General features: G+C 58.3%; 17 protein-coding genes and 1 pseudogene. 5 read left to right on the top strand and 13 right to left on the bottom strand.

From position 1 onward, the window contains the following. The first annotated feature begins 181 nt into the window (after positions 1-181). Positions 182-697: a 3-hydroxyacyl-[acyl-carrier-protein] dehydratase FabA gene (gene fabA / locus AC1Z1G_RS08325; protein ID WP_347904853.1), complete on the top strand. Its 516-nt coding sequence runs from the start codon at positions 182-184 to the stop codon at positions 695-697. An 11-nt stretch (positions 698-708) separates the two neighbouring features. After that, complete coding sequence (gene fabB, locus AC1Z1G_RS08320; protein ID WP_483626321.1) at positions 709-1,929, top strand: beta-ketoacyl-ACP synthase I; 1,221 nt, start codon at positions 709-711, stop codon at positions 1,927-1,929. Between the two features lie 117 nt (positions 1,930-2,046). Here fabB and AC1Z1G_RS08315 read toward each other — a convergent pair whose 3' ends face one another. The 3 genes and pseudogenes from AC1Z1G_RS08315 to AC1Z1G_RS08305 all read right to left on the bottom strand — a co-directional run bounded on the left by AC1Z1G_RS08315 (position 2,047) and on the right by AC1Z1G_RS08305 (position 4,274). After that, positions 2,047-2,910 carry a methyl-accepting chemotaxis protein gene (locus tag AC1Z1G_RS08315; RefSeq protein WP_483627784.1) on the bottom strand — a complete coding sequence of 288 codons (864 nt, stop codon included), beginning with the start codon at positions 2,908-2,910 and terminating at the stop codon, positions 2,047-2,049. After that, positions 2,902-3,672, bottom strand: a pseudogene (locus tag AC1Z1G_RS08310) (MCP four helix bundle domain-containing protein); the annotation flags it as partial. The pseudogene AC1Z1G_RS08310 and the gene AC1Z1G_RS08315, both read right to left, overlap by 9 nt. Positions 3,673-3,809: 137 nt before the next feature. Then, positions 3,810-4,274 (bottom strand): DUF3859 domain-containing protein, encoded by a 465-nt coding sequence (locus tag AC1Z1G_RS08305; RefSeq protein WP_483626319.1) that lies wholly within the window; start codon positions 4,272-4,274, stop codon positions 3,810-3,812. 174 nt (positions 4,275-4,448) lie between these two features. Between AC1Z1G_RS08305 and AC1Z1G_RS08300 the strand changes: the two genes are divergently transcribed. Both AC1Z1G_RS08300 and AC1Z1G_RS08295 read left to right on the top strand, forming a co-directional pair. Then, positions 4,449-4,865, top strand: coding sequence for an OsmC family protein (locus AC1Z1G_RS08300; RefSeq protein ID WP_262111085.1), 417 nt, complete (start codon positions 4,449-4,451; stop codon positions 4,863-4,865). A gap of 62 nt (positions 4,866-4,927) precedes the next feature. Continuing rightward, on the top strand, positions 4,928-5,812 hold the full coding sequence (locus AC1Z1G_RS08295) for a pirin family protein (RefSeq protein WP_483626317.1): 885 nt from the start codon (positions 4,928-4,930) through the stop codon (positions 5,810-5,812). 107 nt (positions 5,813-5,919) lie between these two features. On the opposite strand, the gene AC1Z1G_RS08290 is transcribed toward AC1Z1G_RS08295, so the two are convergent. From AC1Z1G_RS08290 to AC1Z1G_RS08275, 4 genes are all read right to left on the bottom strand, one after another. Beyond that, positions 5,920-6,648, bottom strand: coding sequence for a dienelactone hydrolase family protein (locus AC1Z1G_RS08290; RefSeq protein WP_483626316.1), 729 nt, complete (start codon positions 6,646-6,648; stop codon positions 5,920-5,922). Between the two features lie 61 nt (positions 6,649-6,709). Further along, positions 6,710-8,614 carry a molecular chaperone HtpG gene (htpG, locus tag AC1Z1G_RS08285; protein ID WP_483626314.1) on the bottom strand — a complete coding sequence of 635 codons (1,905 nt, stop codon included), beginning with the start codon at positions 8,612-8,614 and terminating at the stop codon, positions 6,710-6,712. 89 nt (positions 8,615-8,703) lie between these two features. Beyond that, positions 8,704-9,156 carry a PaaI family thioesterase gene (locus tag AC1Z1G_RS08280; protein WP_483626313.1) on the bottom strand — a complete coding sequence of 151 codons (453 nt, stop codon included), beginning with the start codon at positions 9,154-9,156 and terminating at the stop codon, positions 8,704-8,706. Then, positions 9,153-9,629, bottom strand: a complete 477-nt coding sequence (locus tag AC1Z1G_RS08275; protein WP_483626312.1) for a PaaI family thioesterase — start codon at positions 9,627-9,629, stop codon at positions 9,153-9,155. Before AC1Z1G_RS08275 ends, AC1Z1G_RS08280 begins: the two co-directional genes overlap by 4 nt. A 159-nt stretch (positions 9,630-9,788) precedes the next feature. On the opposite strand from AC1Z1G_RS08275, the gene AC1Z1G_RS08270 reads away from it, so the two are divergent. Continuing rightward, positions 9,789-10,028, top strand: a complete 240-nt coding sequence (locus AC1Z1G_RS08270; RefSeq protein WP_483626310.1) for a hypothetical protein — start codon at positions 9,789-9,791, stop codon at positions 10,026-10,028. Positions 10,029-10,116: 88 nt separating this feature from the next. On the opposite strand, the gene AC1Z1G_RS08265 is transcribed toward AC1Z1G_RS08270, so the two are convergent. The 6 genes from AC1Z1G_RS08265 to lpdA form a co-directional block, all read right to left on the bottom strand. After that, on the bottom strand, positions 10,117-10,518 hold the full coding sequence (locus AC1Z1G_RS08265) for an MAPEG family protein (protein WP_483626308.1): 402 nt from the start codon (positions 10,516-10,518) through the stop codon (positions 10,117-10,119). Further along, on the bottom strand, positions 10,518-11,255 hold the full coding sequence (locus tag AC1Z1G_RS08260; protein WP_483626307.1) for a DUF599 domain-containing protein: 738 nt from the start codon (positions 11,253-11,255) through the stop codon (positions 10,518-10,520). Before AC1Z1G_RS08260 ends, AC1Z1G_RS08265 begins: the two co-directional genes overlap by 1 nt. Before the next feature lie 252 nt (positions 11,256-11,507). Continuing rightward, the gene (brnQ, locus tag AC1Z1G_RS08255) at positions 11,508-12,821 is read right to left on the bottom strand and encodes a branched-chain amino acid transport system II carrier protein (protein WP_483626306.1); all 1,314 of its coding nucleotides are present in this window, start codon (positions 12,819-12,821) and stop codon (positions 11,508-11,510) included. 463 nt (positions 12,822-13,284) lie between these two features. After that, the gene (gene sucD / locus AC1Z1G_RS08250) at positions 13,285-14,166 is read right to left on the bottom strand and encodes a succinate--CoA ligase subunit alpha (protein WP_483626304.1); all 882 of its coding nucleotides are present in this window, start codon (positions 14,164-14,166) and stop codon (positions 13,285-13,287) included. Continuing rightward, positions 14,166-15,332, bottom strand: a complete 1,167-nt coding sequence (gene sucC, locus AC1Z1G_RS08245) for an ADP-forming succinate--CoA ligase subunit beta (RefSeq protein ID WP_007898980.1) — start codon at positions 15,330-15,332, stop codon at positions 14,166-14,168. Before sucC ends, sucD begins: the two co-directional genes overlap by 1 nt. Positions 15,333-15,564: 232 nt before the next feature. Continuing rightward, positions 15,565-17,001: a dihydrolipoyl dehydrogenase gene (gene lpdA / locus AC1Z1G_RS08240; RefSeq protein ID WP_347904838.1), complete on the bottom strand. Its 1,437-nt coding sequence runs from the start codon at positions 16,999-17,001 to the stop codon at positions 15,565-15,567. Positions 17,002-17,022: the final 21 nt, after the last annotated feature.

Genomic DNA, 17,022 nt, shown 5'->3' with positions numbered 1-17,022 from the left:
ACTGGCCTGAAATTGGGCTTGAATAATAATTTCAGTGCACAAGTGTACATTCATGTCCCTTGTGCTGTGACTTTCACCACAACGCAATAGTCTATGAGTAGGCTGCCGGTTCGAGGCATGAATGTTTCGATCGGCCGGGAAGATTCTGCCCCACCTGCCGCATGACTATTGAGGAGCTCGCATGACCAAACAAAACGCCTTTACTCGGGAAGACCTGCTGCGCTGCAGTCGCGGTGAGCTGTTCGGCCCGGGTAACGCGCAACTGCCCGCCCCTAACATGCTGATGGTGGATCGCATCACCCATATCAGCGCCGAGGGCGGCAAGTACGGCAAAGGTGAATTGGTCGCCGAGCTGGATATCACCCCGGACCTGTGGTTCTTCGCCTGCCACTTCGAAGGCGACCCTGTAATGCCGGGCTGCCTGGGCCTTGACGCCATGTGGCAACTGGTCGGTTTCTTCCTCGGCTGGCAAGACCTGCCAGGTCGTGGCCGCGCTCTGGGTTCGGGCGAAGTAAAATTCTTTGGCCAAGTGCTTCCCACCGCCAAGAAAGTGACCTACAACATTCAGATCAAACGCGTCATGCGCGGCAAACTGAACCTGGCCATCGCCGATGGTTCGGTCAGTGTCGACGGTCGCGAGATCTACACTGCCGACGCCCTTCGGGTCGGCGTATTCACCTCCACTGACAACTTCTAAGGGTTATCCGCATGCGCCGCGTCGTTATCACTGGTCTGGGCATCGTATCGTGCCTGGGCAATGACAAAGAGACCGTCTCCGCTAACCTGCGTGCAAGTCGCCCTGGCATCCGCTTCAACCCGGAATATGCCGAAATGGGTCTGCGTAGCCAGGTTTCCGGCTCCATCGACCTGCCTCTCGAAGAGTTGATCGATCGCAAGATCTATCGCTTCGTCGGCCACGCGGCGGCTTATGCCTACCTGGCCATGAAAGACGCCATCACTGACTCCGGCCTGACCGAAGAGCAAGTGTCCAACCCGCGCACCGGCCTGATCGCCGGTTCCGGTGGCGCGTCGACCCTGAACCAGATGGAAGCGCTGGACATCCTGCGCGAAAAAGGCGTCAAGCGCGTCGGCCCATACCGCGTGACGCGGACCATGAGCAGCACCGTTTCCGCTTGCCTGGCCACGCCTTTCAAGATCAAGGGCCTGAACTATTCCATCGCGTCTGCCTGCGCCACCAGTGCTCACTGCATCGGTACGGCCATGGAACAGATCCAGATGGGCAAGCAGGACATCGTGTTCGCCGGCGGCGGTGAAGAAGAACACTGGAGCCAGTCGTTCCTGTTCGACGCCATGGGCGCACTGTCCAGCCAGTACAACGAAACACCGGACAAGGCTTCCCGTGCCTACGACGCCAAGCGTGACGGTTTCGTCATCGCCGGCGGTGGCGGCATGGTCGTGGTTGAAGAGCTGGAACACGCCCTGGCCCGCGGCGCGAAGATCTACGCCGAAATCGTTGGCTACGGCGCTACATCCGACGGCTACGACATGGTCGCGCCAAGCGGTGAAGGCGCCATCCGCTGCATGCAGATGGCCATGTCCACCGTTGATACTCCGATCGACTACCTGAACACCCACGGCACTTCGACTCCGGTCGGCGACGTCGCGGAAATGAAAGGTGTGCGTGAAGTGTTCGGCACCAACGCTCCAGCCATCAGCTCCACCAAGAGCCTGTCGGGTCACTCCCTGGGCGCCGCCGGCGTTCACGAAGCGATCTACTGCATGCTGATGATGGAAGGCAACTTCATGGCGGGTTCCGCCAACATCGACGAACTGGACCCGGAAGTGGCTGACATGCCGATCCTGACCAAGACGCGCGAAGACGCCACCATCAACACCGTGATGAGCAACAGCTTCGGCTTCGGTGGCACCAACGCCACCCTGGTGCTGAAGCGCTGGCAGGGCAAGTAAGCCCCGCCGCTTCGCTGCACATGAAAACGCCCCGACTGGTTCGGGGCGTTTTTTATTGGGCACCAGCAACCCCCATCGCGAGCAGGCTCGCGATGGGGGCCGACCGGGCCTTGAACCTTACACCGAAAACCGCGCCACCATGGTGTTCAGGTCAATCGCCAGCCGCGACAGCTCCTGACTCGCCGCACTGGTCTGGTTGGCCCCCGCCGAGGTCTGCAACGCCAGGTCGCGGATGTTCATCAGGTTTCTGTCCACCTCCCGCGCCACCGCCGCCTGCTCTTCCGAAGCGCTGGCAATCACGATGTTGCGCTCGTTGATCAGTGTAAAGGCCGAAGCAATCTCCTCCAGCGCCGTCCCTGCGGCTTTCGCCACTTCGAGGGTCGAGCGTGCGCGGGTGTTGCTCTGCTGCATCGAACTGACCGCCTGATCGGTGCCCTGTTGAATGCCACTGATCATCTGCTCGATTTCCTGGGTCGACTGCTGGGTCCGATGGGCCAGCGCCCGCACCTCGTCGGCGACCACCGCAAAGCCGCGCCCCGCATCACCGGCCCGGGCGGCTTCAATGGCCGCGTTGAGCGCCAGCAGGTTAGTCTGCTCGGCAATCGAACGGATCACATCCAGCACCTTGCTGATGCTGTAAACCTTCTGCGCCAGGTCTTCGACCTGTTCGGCATTGGACGTCACATCATCGGCCAAGGATTCGATGGACAGCACCGTCTGATGCACCTGTTCACGACCATGCTGGGCGATCCGGTCAGACTCGCGAGACGCTTCGGAGGTGGCCACCGCGTTGCTCGCCACCTCCTCCACCGCGACAGTCATCTGATTCACCGCCGTCGCGGCCTGCTCGATCTCCAGGCTTTGCTGATGCAAACCCCGGGTGGCGTCTTCGGTGACGCAACTGAGCTCTTCCGAAGCGGAGGCCAGTTGGCTGGATGAGTAGGAAATTCGGCGGATCGTCTCGCGCAAGTTCTGCTGCATGCTCTTGAGCGCGTGCAACAGCCGCGCGGGCTCGTCCTTGCCGCTGATATTGATGTCAGCGGTCAAATCACCGCCCGCCACCACCTCGGCCACTTTCAGCGACTGGGACAACGGCAGGACGATACTGCGGGTCAGCAACAGCGCCAGGCCAATGGTGATCAACGCCGTCACGCCAATCATGACGCCCACCCACACCCGCGAACTGCTGAACACCGCCCGCGCCAGCTCCGTTGCCAGATTGGCATTCAAACGATTCAATTCGACCAGTTCATGCAGCGTGACCGACAACTCATCGGCCAGATGACTCATCTCGCCGTTCACCAGCGCAGTCGCATCATCGACCCGACCCTGGGCCGAGAGCGCCATCACCTGCTCCTGAAAATCCAGGTACTTTTTCTCGTTGAGCTTGAAGCGGTCGAACAGCACCCGCTCCTCGGGCAGCACGATCAGTTTGTCGTAGCGATCCTGAGCCACCGTCAGGCCTTTCTTGATGTCATTGATCTTGCTGACATTCTGCGCCAGCGCCTGGGGATCGCGGTTGATCAGCAAGCGCATGGTCAGCGCCCGCACACGCAGCAAGTCCTGATTCATTTCGCCGACCGACATCACACTGGGCAGCCAGTTATTGTCGACCTCATCAGACTGCTCGCGCATGTTGGACATCTGCATCAAGGCAAACCCGCCCAAGCAAAACACCATCAGGGCCAGCACGCCAAAACCCAGTCCTGCGCGGGGCGCAATATTGAGATTACGGAGACTCATGCTTTGGTTCCTTCCAAAAGCGCTGCATCCACCATGCAGCGGGTTGCTCTAGAAGGTATCGGCCCTGTGAAATTTTGCGTAAGACGAAAACGTGATATCAAAGCGCCCAAGAAGTCCAACGCCTGGGCTCAAACGTTTCAGTTGACGGTAAAACGCTGCTCCGTGAGCAAACGGTCACCCTGGAACACCATGAAACGCCACTCACCGGGGACGACCTCATAGCGTTCGGTGAACTCGTAGGCCATCACGTCCTGCGGGGCGCCAGGCACCAGTTTCTGGGTTACTTCCAGCTTGTCGTGACGCACGCCATCGGGGGAACGGATGCCCGGCGTGAAATACAGCAGTGTCAGCGGTTGGCCATCAGCTACCTTGCCGGTCAATTGATAGCGCAGGCCAAACTTGGTTCCCAGCTTGCCGGGGATCACTTCTGTGGTCTGAATCTGCTCGTTGCTGCGGCGCAACACCCGCTCACCCGATTCCAGCGGCGCCTTCGCCCCTCCAAACACACCGTATTCCACCGGGCCTTCAACATGAACTTCGGCACTGGCCAGGCCACTGATCATCATCAGCGCAGCCAACGCGCTTAAACGGGTGAGGTGCATAGTGCGCTCCTTGGTTGAGATGACCGCGAGGGTATGACGCAGGCGTGACAGGCTGATGACAAACCCAGGTACGGGGCAATGGCAAAAAAGTGGAACGCCTGAATCGCCGGATGCTCTATAACAGCAAGGTCTTTTTCCGACGTACGCCCTTTCCTACTGCTTAAGAGGTTTGTCATGACCATTACCGTCAACACCGAATCCAGCGAAGGTTTTCGTCACAGCATCCAGATCGACGACCATCAACTCTTCGCCGACGTCCCCAAAGCCTTTGGCGGCGAAGGCTCCGCGCCAGAACCCCACGATTACTTTGACGCAGCGCTGGGGGCCTGCAAGGCACTGACCCTCAAGCTCTACGCGCAAAAGAAAGAGATTCCGCTGACCGGCGTCACGGTCGAGGTCAAGCATGACAACAGTCAGGAACAAAAAGGCAAATACGCCTTGCACGTCAAACTGACCCTCAAAGGTGTGCTCACCGACGCCCAGCGCGAAGAACTGCACCGCGTGGCCGACCGTTGCCCGATTCACAAGCTGATGACCACCAGCGAAGTGACCATCGAGACTCACCTGTCTGAAGGCGCCTTCAGCCAATAGCGGCAAGCACAGGCTGTGCGAGTTATGCTCAGCGGCATCATTCGTACAGCCTGGAATGCACCATGAACAGTCCGCTCGTGATCCGCCCACGCACCGAAGATGTCGAAGGCCAACCGATCCTGCGCCCGCTGCCGTCGGCCCAGTGCCGCAGCGTAGGACCTTTCGTGTTTTTCGATCACATGCTCGAAACCCGCTATCCGGCAGGCCGTGGCATGAACATCCGCCAGCACCCGCACATCGGCCTGTCCACCCTCACCTACCTGTTTGAAGGCGAACTCCAGCACAAGGACAGCCTGGGTTCCGATCAGATCGTAAAACCGGGTGATGTCAGCTGGATGACCGCAGGCAGCGCGATTGCCCACGTCGAGCGCACACCGAAAGCACTGTGGGACACCGACTTCAAGATGCACGGCCTGCAAATCTGGCTGGCCTCGCCCAAGGAACATGAACAAGGCCCGAGCCATTACAGCCATCACCCGGCCGCCAGCCTGCCGGTCAGCGACAACCTGGGGGTGAAGATCAGGATGATTGCCGGCAAAGGCTTTTGCCTGGAGTCACCGGTGCCGGTGCTTTCCCCTACGTTGTACGCAGAGCTTGAGCTGAAAACGGCGACGACCTTGCTGATCCTCACCGAACATGAAGAACGTGCGCTTTACGTGCTGGACGGTGAAGCGCAACTCAATGGCGAGCCGATTGAACCGCACTCGCTGGTAGTGCTGCCTGCCGGGGAAGAAATGGACCTGTTCGCCGAAAGCGATTGCCACGCCATGCTGTTTGGCGGCGCGCCCATGGATGGGCCACGGCGAATCAACTGGAACTTCGTCGCCAGTGATCCGGCGGTGATCGATCAAGCCCGCCAGCGCTGGGCGGCCGGGGACTGGCCGACGGTGCCGGGGGAAAGTGAACGGATCGAACTGCCAGGTCTTCGGAGTGAGCCCCGACAATAGTGGGTGTTGGTGCCGCCCTCTTCGCGAGCAAGCCTGCTCCCACATTGGAACTCGGTCTAATGTGGGAGCGGGCTTGCTCGCGAAAGCGGTGTAACTCAAACCCGCTATCAGGCTTTAAAGGCCTCATCCAGCAAGTTGTACATCGACACAAAGGCCCGCTGGGCGGTTTTGGCGTCGTACATCATCTTGCCCGGCACGTTGGCGTGCGGATCGGTGAAGGAATGTACCGCGCCGCCGTAGCTCAGCAGTTGCCAGTCCACGCCCGCCGCATTCATCTCGGCTTCGAAGGTCGGCAGCTGCGCTTTGGGCACCAGTGGATCGGATGCACCGTGGAGTACCAGCACCGAGCCCTTGATGTTTTTTGCATCGTTCACGTCAGGCGTGTCCAGCGTGCCATGGAACGACACGGCCGCTTTCAAGGACGCCCCCGTGCGGGCCAGCTCCAGCGCGCAACAACCACCGAAGCAAAAACCGAATGTCGCCAGTTTCGAGGTATCGACCTTGGCTTCAGTCTGTTTTTGCAACTGCTCGAATGCTGCCTGCATACGTTTGCGCAGCAAGGCACGGTCATTCTTCAGCGGCATCATCGCCGCGCCCGCCTCGTCGCCGTTCTGCGGGCGAACCGGCTGCCCATAGAGGTCAGCGATCAGCACCACATAGCCTTTGGCGGCAACGTCCCGGGCAATCTTTTCAGCCCCGGCGCTGACGCCCATCCAGTTCGGCGCCATCAGCAACCCCGGACGCGGGCCTGTGTGGCTGGCATCGAACGCCAGACGACTTTCATAAGACTGGCCATCGACCTGATAGACCACGGAACGCACGGTGACTTGGCTCATTTCAGACTCCCAAGACTCAAGAATGAAAAAACCCGCCGAAGCGGGTTTTTTTACTACGCTGTTAAACCGACAGTTCAACCAGCAGCTTGTTCAGTCGGCGCACATAAGCAGCCGGGTCTTTCAAGCTGTCGCCGGCCGCCAGGGCCGCCTGATCGAAGAGGATGTGCGACAAGTCGCCAAACCGCTCTTCGCTCTGTTCGTTGTCGAGCTTCTCGATCAGCGGGTGGCCCGGGTTGAATTCGAAGATCGGCTTGGACTCCGGAACCTTCTGACCGCTGGCCTCCAGGATCTGACGCATTTGCATGCCCAGGTCCTGCTCGCCGATGGCCAGAATCGCCGGGGAGTCGGTCAGACGGTGAGAAACCCGCACTTCGCTGACGGTTTCGCCCAAGGCTGTCTTGATCCGCTCAACCAGACCTTCTTTGGTCTTGGCAACTTCCTCAGCGGCCTTCTTGTCTTCTTCCGAGTCCAGGTTGCCCAGGTCCAGGTCACCGCGCGCCACATCGACAAAGCTCTTGCCGTCGAAGTCGCTGAGGTAGCTCATCAGCCACTCGTCGATACGGTCGGTCAGCAGCAACACTTCGATGCCTTTCTTGCGGAAGACTTCCAAGTGCGGGCTGTCTTTCACCGATTCGTACTTCTCACCGGTCAGGTAATAGATCTTGTCCTGACCTTCCTTGGCACGTGCCAGGTATTCGGCCAGGCCTACAACCTGCTCGCCTTCGACGCTGCTGGTCGATGCAAAACGCAGCAGGCCTGCAATTTTCTCTTTGTTGGCGAAATCTTCTGCCGGGCCTTCTTTCATGACCTGACCGAAGTTTTTCCAGAAGCCTTTGTATTGCTCAGGCTCGTTCTTCGCCAGTTTTTCCAGCATGTCCAGTACACGCTTGGTCAGCGCGGACTTCATCGAGTCAATGATCGGGTCTTTTTGCAGGATCTCGCGCGACACGTTCAGCGACAGGTCGTTGGAGTCGACCACGCCTTTGATGAAGCGCAGGTACAGCGGAAGGAACGACTCAGCCTGGTCCATCACGAACACGCGCTGCACGTAGAGTTTCAGACCGCGCGGTGCTTCACGCTGGTACAGGTCGAACGGAGCACGGGCAGGCACGTATAGCAGCGAGCTGTACTCGAGCTTGCCTTCGACCTTGTTGTGGCTCCAGCTCAGCGGATTTTCGTAATCGTGAGCGACGTGCTTGTAGAACTCCTGGTACTCCTCGTCTTTGACTTCAGTGCGAGGACGGGTCCACAGCGCGCTGGCGCGGTTGACGGTTTCCCACTCAAGCGCCGGGGCTGCTTCGCCTTCGGCAGGGGTAACCTCTTTCGGCAGCTCGATCGGCAGCGCAATGTGGTCGGAGTACTTCTTGATAATGTTGCGCAAGCGCCAGCCATCGGCGAACTCGTCTTCAGCGGATTTCAAGTGCAGGACAATGCGCGTGCCGCGATCAGCCTTCTCGACGGTGGCGACTTCAAACTCGCCTTCGCCCTTGGACGACCAGTGCACGCCTTCGCTCGCGGCGAGGCCGGCACGACGGCTGAACACATCAACTTTATCGGCCACGATGAACGCGGAGTAGAAACCGACGCCAAACTGACCGATCAGGTGCGAGTCCTTTTTCTGGTCGCCCGACAGGTTTTTCATGAAGTCGGCAGTGCCGGATTTGGCGATGGTGCCCAGGTGGGTGATCACATCGTCGCGGCTCATGCCGATACCGTTGTCTTCGAGGGTGACGGTTTTCGCGTCCTTGTCGAAGCTCACACGGATTTTCAGCTCGGCGCCACCTTCCAGCAACTCAGGCTTGGACAGGGCTTCGAAGCGCAATTTGTCGACAGCGTCAGAGGCGTTCGAGATCAGTTCGCGAAGGAAAATTTCCTTGTTGGAGTACAGCGAATGGATCATGAGATGAAGCAGTTGCTTCACCTCGGTCTGGAAGCCCAGGGTTTCCTTTTGAGTTTCCACGCTCATGGTCATCAAACTCCGATTGGATGGCAGTGGCCGCGCCCTGAAGGGGTGGCGGCGGGATGTCATCAAAGTTGGGGGCTATGACGGGGATTTCAAGGGCTGGGGGTTTCTTCAATCTTGAAATGCGCACGGGCGGTGGCAATCGGCTCGGCCTGAGTGCTCTGCCACGCGGTAATCGCCACGTTGGCCACTCGCCTGCCCTGGCGACACACCTGGCATTTGGCGTAGGTGTCGCGAAACTGGCCGGCACGCAGATAGTCGAGGGAAAAGTCGATGATTTTCGGCACGCCGGGAGAGCCGGTGAAGATCAGTAAATGCAGGGCTGCGGCCAGCTCCATGAAGCCTGCAATCACGCCGCCATGAATGGCCGGCAGTAACGGATTACCGATGTTGTCTTTGTTCGCGGGCAGGCGAAACAGCAATTCATCGCCCAGACGCGAGCATTCAATCCCGATCAGTTTCGCGTAGGGAATCAAGTGCAGCAGCGAGGCGTAGTCACCTTGCTCATGGGCCTGCTGCAATTGCTCCTTGAAATTGTCAGTCATTTCACACCGCCACTGATGACTCCGCCGAAGCCCTTGGTACCTTTGACGCCCTTGCCCATGCGCATGAACGTCCCGACCACGTGGGCAATCGGTTGCTCGGGATCGTCCTGATAGGCAAAACCACGGGTGAAGATCACGTCGGTGGTCACCCGGTAGCACTGCGCAAAGCCGTGTACCTCTTTATGCGGCTCGGCCGGGTGCATGTAGTCAACGCGCAAATCCAGAGTCGGGCACACCTCGAACTGCGGCAGCACACACAACGTCGCCATGCCGCACGCGGTGTCCATCAGCGACGTGATGGCGCCCCCGTGAATTACGCCAGTTTGCGGATTACCCACGATTTGCGGGCTGTAGGGCAAGGTAATTGTCAGCCCTTCACTGCCGGCACTGTGCACGCGCAACCCCAATACCTGGCAGTGCCTGAGCGCGGATAAAAACCGTGTGGCACGCTCAAAAACCGGATTTTCGCTCATGTGATAAAGGCTCTCATTAAGGTGGAGACATAGAACTGTGAGTCCCCGTAAAAAGTTCCGCTCAGAACAAACTTATATATCTGTGGGAAACATGGAACTTAACATGTGGGACTGTGTTCGAAAGGCCAAGTAGATATTTTCCATAAGGAGAAACACCCCATGCGTAAGACTTTAGCTATTGCCTTGATGTTGACCGCTTCCCTCGGTCTCGCTGCCTGCGATAAAAAATCCGAGGACAAAGCTCAAGATGCCAACCAACATGCTGAACAAGCCCAGCAAAAAATGACCGAAGCTCAGGATAAAGTGAACGAGGCCGCGAAAGAAAACGCCGAAGCCGCCAAAGATCAGGCTGAATCGAACAAAGCAGCCGCTGAAGAAGCCGCTCCTAAAACCAACTAATCCGGTTTTAGTGCTGCAAAAAGAAAACCCGCTCTAAGGCGGGTTTTCTTTTGTCTGGTGTTTTCTGTTACAGCAACTTCATCCGACGCTATAGCAATACCGTTCTAAACGTCGGGCTGATCATCAGCAGTAACGAGCAGACCAGCCCGACAAACCACACAAGACTGCGCTGCCAAGCCAGATCAGCCCAATAGCACAGCAAGTAGACGACCCGCGCGATCACAAAGATGATTGCCAGCGCATCAATCAGCCAGCCCGCCGTCTGGGTGGTGTGCGCCATCAATACCCCGACCGCGAACAGCATAAAGGCTTCGAAGCTGTTCTGATGCGCCGCCAGGGCTCGCGCACCAAACCCTGTCAGTTGCGCCTGCTGCTGGCGCGGCAAGTGGTTGTTGTAACCGCCCTGCTCTTTCATGGCCTTGGCTACCGGCATGCGCGCGACAAAAATCAGCAACGCGCTGATAAACACACACCAGAACGGAACACTCATCAACTCACCTCTTTGCTGGCCTCAGGCAATGGTGCCTCTGTAGGGGTATAGACCATCACGTCCAGCACGTCGGAATGAAACTCCCGGCGATATAACACAAACACCACGCCAGCACTCATCAACATGAACAGCCACGGGCTGACGAACCAGGCCAGCATGGTCATGCCGAAATAATAGGAACGCAGGCCGAAGTTGAACTGGTTGGCGGCCATGGAAATAACCCGCGCCGCACGCGAGGCGAAGGCTTTGCGCTCCTGCTCGCAGACATGACGCTCACCGATCATCGGCGCCGACCCCACCAGAATCGCTGCAAAGTTGTACTGACGCATGCACCAGCTGAACGTGAAGAAGGCATAGACAAACACCAGCGCCAGGCACAGCAACTTGATCTCCGACATGCCCTGGGAAGCCTGCTGCACCATCGGAATGTCGGCCAGCAGCGACACCGCCCGCTCGGAAGCCCCGAGCACTGTGAGAATACCCGCCAGGATGATCAGCGTGCTTGAGGCAAAGAACGACGCGTTACGCTCCAGGTTACCGATCACGCTGGCATCGGCGATGCGGTTGTCGCGCAGCAGCATGCGGCGCATCCAGTCTTCGCGGTACAGATGCAACACACTGGCCAGGCACGCGGTGTCGCGGGCCTTCCAACTGGCGTAACGGGTATAGCCGCCCCAGCAAACGACAAACCAGAGCGCGGCAAGAATGTGGATCAGATTGGCGTGAACGAACGACATGCAGGTCCTTGTGACGTAGGGGCGAAATACCGAAATCCTGTGGGAGCGGGCTTGCTCGCGAAAACGGAGTGTCAGTCGACATCCATGTTGAATAATAATCCGCTTTCGCGAGCAAGCCCGCTCCCACAAAGTGCTTCGACGTTAGCGCAAGGAAAAAGACACTGCATCACGCTCATAAAAAATGCCCCGTATCGATTGATACGGGGCATTTCTGTTTAGTCTGCCGCCCACGTGTGACGGGGCGCGAAACTCTTAAGCCAGGGCTTCGGCGCGCTTGCCTTGCACGCGGTCGAAAACAAAAGCCGCCGCCAGGGTGATCACCGAAGGCACCAGCCATGCCAGGCCTTGCTCGCTCAACGGCAGATCCGCCAATTGCACAGGCATCCAGCCCGCCAGACCAGCGCCCTTGAGGGCATCGATCAGGCCGAAAATGAACGAGACCAGCATGACCGGGCCCACGATGCGCCCTTGTTCATGCCAGAAGTCCTTGCAGAAGCTCAGGGCTACCAGAACGATGCACGGTGGGTAGATAGCAGTCAGGACCGGGATCGAGAACGCAATCAGCTTGGTAAGGCCCAGGTTGGACACCAGCAAGGAGAACGCCGCCAGGATGATCACCAGTGTCTTGTAGGACAGTGGCAACACACGGCTGAAGTATTCCGCGCATGCGCACGTCAGGCCGACTGCCGTTACCAGGCAGGCCAGGGAGATCAGCACCGCCAGGAAACCACTGCCCAACGAACCGAAGGTGTGTTGCACATAAGCGTGCAGCACTGCCGCGCCGTTGGTTGCACCGACAGCCACTTCATGGCTGCCCGAGCCTAGGCGGAACAGGCTGACGTAGACCAGCGCCAGGCCCACGCCGGCAATCAACCCGGCGATAATGGCGTAACGGGTGATCAAGGCTGGTGATTCAACCCCACGGGAACGAATGGCGTTGACGATAACGATGCCGAAGACCAGCGCGCCGAGGGTGTCCATGGTCAGATAACCATTGATGAAGCCCTGGGAGAACGGCGCTGCAACGTACTCAGGTGTAGCAGTGCCAATGTCACCGGCCGGCAAGGCGAATGCGGCGATGCCGAGTACGGCCAGGGCGATGATTTTCAGCGGGGCAAGGAAACGCCCGACGGTGTCCAGCAGGCGCCCAGGATAGAGCGAAATGAAGAACACCAGCAGGAAGTACACACTGCTGTAGAGGAACAGCGCCAGCGGGCTTTCGCCAGTCAGCGGCGCCAGGCCCACTTCAAACGACACGGTCGCGGTACGCGGGGTGGCGAACAACGGACCGACCGCCAGGTAGCAAACCGCCGCCAACAGACCACCGGCGATTTTGCCGATTGGACTGCTCAGGGCATCCATCGCGCCGCCAACTTTGGCCAGGGCAACCACGGTGATGACCGGCAGACCGACTGCGGTGATCAGAAAGCCCAGCGCCGCCATCCAGACGTGTGGCCCGGACTGCAAACCGACGATAGGCGGGAAGATGATGTTGCCGGCCCCGACGAACAGGGCAAACGTCATAAAACCTAATGCCAGGATGTCCTGGCCTTTCAACACTTTCATTAAGGAAATACCACACTACTGAATCGGAATTTAGAGAGGGATTTCCCTTATGGGTGAGGGAAATGCTGTCGGTCCGTATAGGACTGACCCGTTTAGCGCGCAGCGTCCTTGTGGGCAGCAAACGCAAAATGGCGGCTAGCGTAACTAATTTGTCCGACAAACGCACTGTTAAGGGGCGAACTATCCGATATGCGACGTTTCCAATGTCGCGTTTACATATCTATTTTTCACAACCAGAACTCTGTGGCGAGGGAGCTTGCTCCCACTCGTCTACGCAGCAGACGCAAAACCATTGTTCGTGTCATGCCTGAAAAATGCAGTCGCCTGAATTGGGGCCGCTTCGCAGCCCAGCGGGAGCAAGCTCCCTCACCACAAATAGCACTGCGAGTATCTCAAACCCCGGAAACGACAAAGGCCACCCGAAGGTGGCCTTTGTTGATGGAGCGTCAGCTAAGCGCGAAGCTTACTTGACAGCCCAACCAGTCAGCTCGGCCAGGGCCTTGCCGATGTCTGCCAGCGAACGCACGGTTTTAACGCCTGCGTCTTGCAGTGCAGCGAATTTCTCGTCTGCAGTGCCTTTGCCGCCAGAGATGATTGCGCCAGCATGGCCCATGCGCTTGCCCGCAGGGGCAGTCACACCAGCGATGTAGGAAACAACCGGCTTGGTCACGTGTGCCTTGATGTAGGCAGCCGCTTCTTCTTCAGCCGAACCGCCGATCTCGCCGATCATGACGATCGCTTCGGTCTTCGGGTCTTCCTGGAACAGCTTCAGGATGTCGATGAAGTTCGAACCCGGGATCGGGTCACCACCGATGCCGACGCAAGTCGACTGACCGAAACCGGCGTCAGTAGTCTGCTTCACAGCTTCGTAGGTCAGGGTGCCGGAACGCGAAACGATACCGACCTTGCCTGGCAAGTGAATGTGACCTGGCATGATGCCGATCTTGCATTCGCCTGGAGTGATCACGCCTGGGCAGTTAGGGCCGATCAGGATCACGCCCAGCTCGTCGCACTTGACCTTGGCATCCAGCATGTCCAGGGTAGGAATGCCTTCAGTGATGCACACGATCAGCTTGATGCCACCGAAAGCAGCTTCCAGGATCGAGTCTTTGCAGAAAGGAGCCGGAACGTAGATCACGCTGGCGGTAGCGCCAGTGGCCGCTACAGCGTCTTTCACGGTGTTGAACACTGGCAGACCCAGGTGCTCGGTGCCGCCTTTGCCTGGAGTTACGCCGCCAACCATCTGGGTGCCGTACTCGATGGCTTGCTGGGTGTGGAAACTACCTTGCGAACCGGTAATACCCTGGCAGATAACTTTGGTGTCTTTATTGATCAGGACGCTCATTATTTGCCCTCCGCAGCTTTAACGACTTGTTGAGCAGCGTCGGTCAGGCTGGTAGCAGCGATGATGTTCAAACCGCTTTCTGCCAGTACTTTAGCGCCCAGCTCAGCGTTGTTGCCTTCAAGGCGAACAACAACCGGGATTTTCACGCCGACTTCTTTCACTGCACCGATGATGCCTTCGGCAATCATGTCGCAACGAACGATGCCGCCGAAGATGTTGACCAGTACTGCAGCGACGTTAGTGTCGGACAGGATGATCTTGAACGCTTCGGTCACGCGTTCTTTGGTAGCACCGCCGCCCACGTCGAGGAAGTTGGCAGGTTTGCCGCCATGCAGGTTGACGATGTCCATGGTACCCATGGCCAGGCCAGCACCGTTGACCATGCAACCGATGTTGCCTTCCAGTGCTACGTAGTTCAGTTCGAACTTGGCAGCGTGCGCTTCGCGCGGATCGTCTTGCGACGGATCGTGGAAAGTCTTCAGCTTAGGCTGACGGTACATGGCGTTGGCGTCGATGTTGATCTTCGCGTCCAGGCAATGCAGATCGCCATCAGCCTTGATCACCAGCGGGTTCACTTCCAGCAGAGCCAGGTCGTGATCCTTGAACAGCTTGGCCAGACCTACGAAGATCTTGGCGAACTGAGCAACTTGTTTGCCTTCCAGGCCCAGCTGGAATGCCAGCTCGCGACCCTGGAATGGCTGAGCGCCAACCAGTGGATCGATAGTGGCCTTGAGGATTTTTTCAGGGGTGTCGTGAGCGATTTTCTCGATGTCCACGCCACCTTCGGTGGAAGCCATGAACACGATGCGACGGCTCGAACGGTCAACGACAGCGCCCAGGTACAGCTCTTTAGCGATATCAGTGCACGATTCAACCAGGATCTTGGTGACTGGCTGACCATTGGCATCAGTCTGGTAAGTCACCAGACGCTTGCCCAACCACTGTTGAGCGAATGCTTTAGCGTCTTCTTTGCTGCGAACCAGCTTGACGCCGCCCGCTTTACCGCGACCACCGGCGTGAACCTGGGCTTTGACAACCCACTCGGTGCCGCCGATTTTGTCGCAAGCTTCTGCTGCTGCTTCCGGGGTGTCTACCGCGTAACCGGTGGATACTGGCAGGCCGTACTCAGCGAACAGCTGCTTACCCTGATACTCGTGAAGATTCATGCTTATTACCGTCTTCGTTAGGTACTGCGCATTCGGTGCTGCACTTATTGAAGTGCCGCACCACCTGTGACTGCTGCTTGCACAGTCTCGACAAGCGCCAACCCCGAACCGCATTGCTGCAGGACAGGGCAGGTATTGCTGAAACTACGCAAGACTGCGTCCGGCTCAAGTTCCGCGGAGAGTCTTGCGTACAAGGCTCACGACGGGCATTGCGCCGTGGTTTCTTATTGTCTTAACGCTTCTTGCGGTTGGCGATGTGAATGGCGCCGCCATTCACTGCCAGAGCTGCTTCGTGCAAAGCTTCGGACAGGGTCGGATGGGAGAAAACCATCATGCCCAGGTCTTCGGCGCTGGTGCCGAATTCCATGCCGATTGCGCCTTGCTGTACCAGTTCTGCAGCGCTCGGGCCAATCACGTGGACGCCCAATACGCGGTCAGTCTTGGCATCGGCGATCACTTTGACGAAACCGCCGGTATCGTTCGCGGCCATGGCACGGCCAGACGCTGCGAACGGGAAGGTGCCGACGTTAACTTCAACGCCTTCAGCTTTCAAGGCTTGCTCGGTTTTACCGACCCATGCAATTTCCGGGTGAGTATAAATAACCGAAGGGATCAAGTCATAGTTCATCTGGGCTTTATGGCCCTTGATGCGCTCGACAACCATGATGCCCTCTTCCGAGGCCTTGTGTGCCAGCATCATGCCGCGAACCACGTCGCCGATGGCGTAAACGCCCGGTACGGTGGTGGCGCAGTGATCGTCAACGTGCACGAAACCGCGCTCGTCGAGGGTCACGCCGCAATCGGCGGACAGCAGATCAGTGGTCACCGGACGGCGACCAACGGCTACGATCAGCTTGTCGAAAGTGATGTTCTGTTCGCCATTGGCATCGGTGTAGTTCACAACGACTTCGTCGCCGTTCACTTTGGAACCGGTGACGCGAGCGCCCAGCTTGATGTCCAGACCTTGTTTGGTCAGGGTTTTCAGCGCTTCCTTGGAAACAGCGGTGTCAGCCGCCATCAGGAAGGTGTCCAGCGCTTCCAGAACAGTGACTTCTGCGCCCAGACGGGACCAGACCGAACCCAGTTCCAGACCGATCACGCCAGCACCGATCACGCCCAGACGCTTAGGTACGGCCTGGAATTCCAGAGCGCCGGTCGAATCGACGATCACGTTCTGGTCAACCGGAGCCGGTGGAATGTCGATCGGACGCGAGCCTGGAGCCAGAATCACGTTCTCGGCTTCGATGATTTCTACCGAACCGTCAGGCTTGGTGACTTCAACTTTCTTGCCGGCCAGCAGCTTGCCGTGACCCTGGATGGAGGTCACACCGTTGGCTTTGAACAGGGTCGCAACGCCGGAGGTCAGGCCTTTAACGATGTTGGCCTTGCGGCCGACCATCGCTGGCACGTCCATGGTCACGCCAGCGTGGTTGATACCGTGGATCGCGAAGCCGTCTTGGGCTTCGTGGAATTTCCAGGAGCTGTCCAGCAGCGCCTTGGAAGGAATGCAGCCGACGTTCAGGCAAGTACCGCCGAGGGCCAGTTTGCCCTCCTTGTCGGTGTATTTCTCGATGCAGGCAGTGGTGAGACCAAGCTGTGCAGCTTTGATGGCAGCCACGTAGCCGCCAGGGCCCGCGCCAATCACTACCACGTCAAATTTCTGAGTCATGTGTCATTCCTTCTCGAATCA

This window comes from Pseudomonas sp. JL27(2026) (genome assembly GCF_056933555.1).
This window is presented reverse-complemented; position numbering and strand designations above follow the sequence as displayed.

Excerpts from the sequence above, each read along its gene's own strand:
- fabA (WP_347904853.1), top strand. The coding sequence starts at position 182 with ATGACCAAACAAAACGCCTTTACTCGGGAAGACCTGCTGCGCTGCAGT.
- fabB (WP_483626321.1), top strand. The coding sequence starts at position 709 with ATGCGCCGCGTCGTTATCACTGGTCTGGGCATCGTATCGTGCCTGGGC.
- AC1Z1G_RS08315 (WP_483627784.1), bottom strand. The coding sequence starts at position 2,910 with ATGCAGCAGAACTTGCGCGAGACGATCCGCCGAATTTCCTACTCATCC.
- AC1Z1G_RS08305 (WP_483626319.1), bottom strand. The coding sequence starts at position 4,274 with ATGCACCTCACCCGTTTAAGCGCGTTGGCTGCGCTGATGATGATCAGT.
- AC1Z1G_RS08300 (WP_262111085.1), top strand. The coding sequence starts at position 4,449 with ATGACCATTACCGTCAACACCGAATCCAGCGAAGGTTTTCGTCACAGC.
- AC1Z1G_RS08295 (WP_483626317.1), top strand. The coding sequence starts at position 4,928 with ATGAACAGTCCGCTCGTGATCCGCCCACGCACCGAAGATGTCGAAGGC.
- AC1Z1G_RS08290 (WP_483626316.1), bottom strand. The coding sequence starts at position 6,648 with ATGAGCCAAGTCACCGTGCGTTCCGTGGTCTATCAGGTCGATGGCCAG.
- htpG (WP_483626314.1), bottom strand. The coding sequence starts at position 8,614 with ATGAGCGTGGAAACTCAAAAGGAAACCCTGGGCTTCCAGACCGAGGTG.
- AC1Z1G_RS08280 (WP_483626313.1), bottom strand. The coding sequence starts at position 9,156 with ATGACTGACAATTTCAAGGAGCAATTGCAGCAGGCCCATGAGCAAGGT.
- AC1Z1G_RS08275 (WP_483626312.1), bottom strand. The coding sequence starts at position 9,629 with ATGAGCGAAAATCCGGTTTTTGAGCGTGCCACACGGTTTTTATCCGCG.
- AC1Z1G_RS08270 (WP_483626310.1), top strand. The coding sequence starts at position 9,789 with ATGCGTAAGACTTTAGCTATTGCCTTGATGTTGACCGCTTCCCTCGGT.
- AC1Z1G_RS08265 (WP_483626308.1), bottom strand. The coding sequence starts at position 10,518 with ATGAGTGTTCCGTTCTGGTGTGTGTTTATCAGCGCGTTGCTGATTTTT.
- AC1Z1G_RS08260 (WP_483626307.1), bottom strand. The coding sequence starts at position 11,255 with ATGTCGTTCGTTCACGCCAATCTGATCCACATTCTTGCCGCGCTCTGG.
- brnQ (WP_483626306.1), bottom strand. The coding sequence starts at position 12,821 with ATGAAAGTGTTGAAAGGCCAGGACATCCTGGCATTAGGTTTTATGACG.
- sucD (WP_483626304.1), bottom strand. The coding sequence starts at position 14,166 with ATGAGCGTCCTGATCAATAAAGACACCAAAGTTATCTGCCAGGGTATT.
- sucC (WP_007898980.1), bottom strand. The coding sequence starts at position 15,332 with ATGAATCTTCACGAGTATCAGGGTAAGCAGCTGTTCGCTGAGTACGGC.
- lpdA (WP_347904838.1), bottom strand. The coding sequence starts at position 17,001 with ATGACTCAGAAATTTGACGTGGTAGTGATTGGCGCGGGCCCTGGCGGC.